Below are 2035 nucleotides of genomic sequence, written 5' to 3'. Positions count from 1 at the left end.
AGAACAACATCAAGCGCCTGATGGCCTATTCGTCGATCAACAATGTCGGCTTCATTCTGATCGGCCTTGCCACCGCGACCAAGGCGGGCGCTTCGGCCATGCTGGTCTACATCGCGATCTATGTCGCCATGTCGGTTGCGGGCTTCGTGGCCGTGCTGCTGCTGCGGGATGAGAACGGCAATCAGGTTGAGGCGATTTCGGACCTTGCCGGTCTTTCCAAGACCCGTCCGTGGATTGCGCTGGCGATGGCTTCGGTGATGTTCAGCCTTGCCGGTATTCCGCCGCTGTTCGGTTTCTGGGGCAAGTTCGTGGTGTTTCAGGCTGCGGTGCAGGCCGACATGATCGTGCTTGCTGCCATTGGTATCGCGGCTTCGGTGATCGGTGCGTTCTACTACCTCAAGGTCGTCAAGGTCATGTACTTCGACGAACCGGCTGACGTGGTGAAGGGCGCTGGCGAAACGTCGCACACCGTGCTGCTGGTTCTGTCGACGCTGGCAATATCTCCACTGGGTTACCTTGGCACGAAGTGCCTTGGCACGCTGGCGGATTACGCTGCCGCCGCACTGTTCCCGGTCGGTTGAGCCATTGATCGAAACCGTCGCGGAAATCCCTTCGACCAACGGTGCGCTGCTTGCGCGCCTTGGTGGGGGAGAGTGTCTGAACGAAGGTAACTGGCTGATCGCGGACCGGCAGAGTGCCGGGCGCGGGCGGGCAGGGCGGGCGTGGTCGGATGGCTACGGCAATTTCATGGGATCGACGGTGGTGCAGTTGCGCTCCAACGATCCGCTGCCGCAGACCCTTGCGCTTGTTGCAGGGCTGGCAGCGCACGAAGCTGTATCCACGCTGGCTCCCACACTGCAGAATCTCAGGCTGAAATGGCCGAATGACCTGCTGGTAGATGAAGCCAAGTTGGCGGGTATCCTGCTGGAACGGCATGGGGATGCTGTGGTCGTGGGGATTGGCGTCAATCTGGCGCAGGCACCCGATCTTGCGGACCGTGCTACGGTGAGCCTTTCTGCGCTGGGCTTTCAGGTAAGCCGCGACGATTTCGCTGCGGAACTGGCTGTGCGGTTCCGCGATGCGGTGGACCGTTGGCACTTTGGCGAATGGCCGTTGTTGCGCCAGCAATGGCTGGCGCGCGCCTTGCCAACCGGAACGCTGGTTTCGGTAAAGGACCGCGATCAGGGCACGATCATCGGTGCTTTTGGTGGTATCGACGATGATGGCGTTGCCCTTCTGCGCTTGGCGGATGGCGCAGTCCGTGCCATCCACGCGGGCGACATAGATATGGTGGGTTCCCATGCTTCTGGCGGTTGATGTCGGCAATACCAACATCGTCTTCGCCCTGTTTCAGGGGCGCGAGATCAAGTCGCGCTGGCGGGTGGCAACCGATCCGCGCCGGACGGCTGATGAATATGCCGTATGGCTGCTCCAGCTCATGCAGTTGCAAGGGCTTGATGCCAAGGCGGTGAACCAGATCCTGATCTCCACGGTCGTGCCGCGCGCGCTGCACAATCTTACGGTCCTGTCGCAGAAGTATTTTGGCCTCGATCCGCTGGTGGCGGGCCAGCCTCCGGTCGAATGGGGATTTGAGGCGGATGTGGACGAACCGCGTTCGCTGGGCGCGGACCGGGCGGTGAATGCGGTTGCGGCGCACGCGAAGTATCCGGGCGACCTTATCGTCGTGGATTTCGGCACGGCGACGACGTTCGATGTGGTGGACTTCAACGGCGCCTATAAAGGCGGAATCATTGCACCGGGCATCAATCTTTCGCTCGATGCGCTGGTCAACGCGGCGGCCAAGCTGCCGCGCATTGCGATCGAAGCACCCACGCGCACGAGAAGCGTCATCGGGCGCAACACCGAAGACCAGATGCACATCGGCGTGTTCTGGGGGTATGTTTCGATGATGGAAGGCCTGATAGCGCGGATGCGGGCCGAAATCGGGCGGCCTGCGAAGGTGGTGGCCACCGGCGGCCTGGCCGTGCTGTTTGGCGATCATACCGATATTTTTGATCATGTAGACACCGATCTA

Annotated in this window: 3 protein-coding genes; all 3 read left to right on the top strand. The window is 61.2% G+C overall.

What is annotated here, in order from left to right:
* On the top strand, positions 1-581 hold a 581-nt coding region (locus ACOVQ0_RS04660), incomplete at its 5' end, for an NADH-quinone oxidoreductase subunit N (protein ID WP_421880740.1).
* Positions 582-585: 4 nt separating this feature from the next.
* Positions 586-1317 carry a biotin--[acetyl-CoA-carboxylase] ligase gene (locus ACOVQ0_RS04655; RefSeq protein ID WP_421880736.1) on the top strand — a complete coding sequence of 244 codons (732 nt, stop codon included), beginning with the start codon at positions 586-588 and terminating at the stop codon, positions 1315-1317.
* On the top strand, positions 1301-2035 hold a 735-nt coding region (locus ACOVQ0_RS04650; protein WP_421880733.1), incomplete at its 3' end, for a type III pantothenate kinase. The genes ACOVQ0_RS04655 and ACOVQ0_RS04650, both read left to right, overlap by 17 nt.

The organism is Novosphingobium sp. (assembly GCF_049240505.1).
Taxonomy (GTDB): Bacteria; Pseudomonadota; Alphaproteobacteria; order Sphingomonadales; family Sphingomonadaceae; genus Novosphingobium.
Note: the sequence above shows the minus strand (reverse complement) of the source record. Positions and strands in the feature narration are given on the sequence as shown.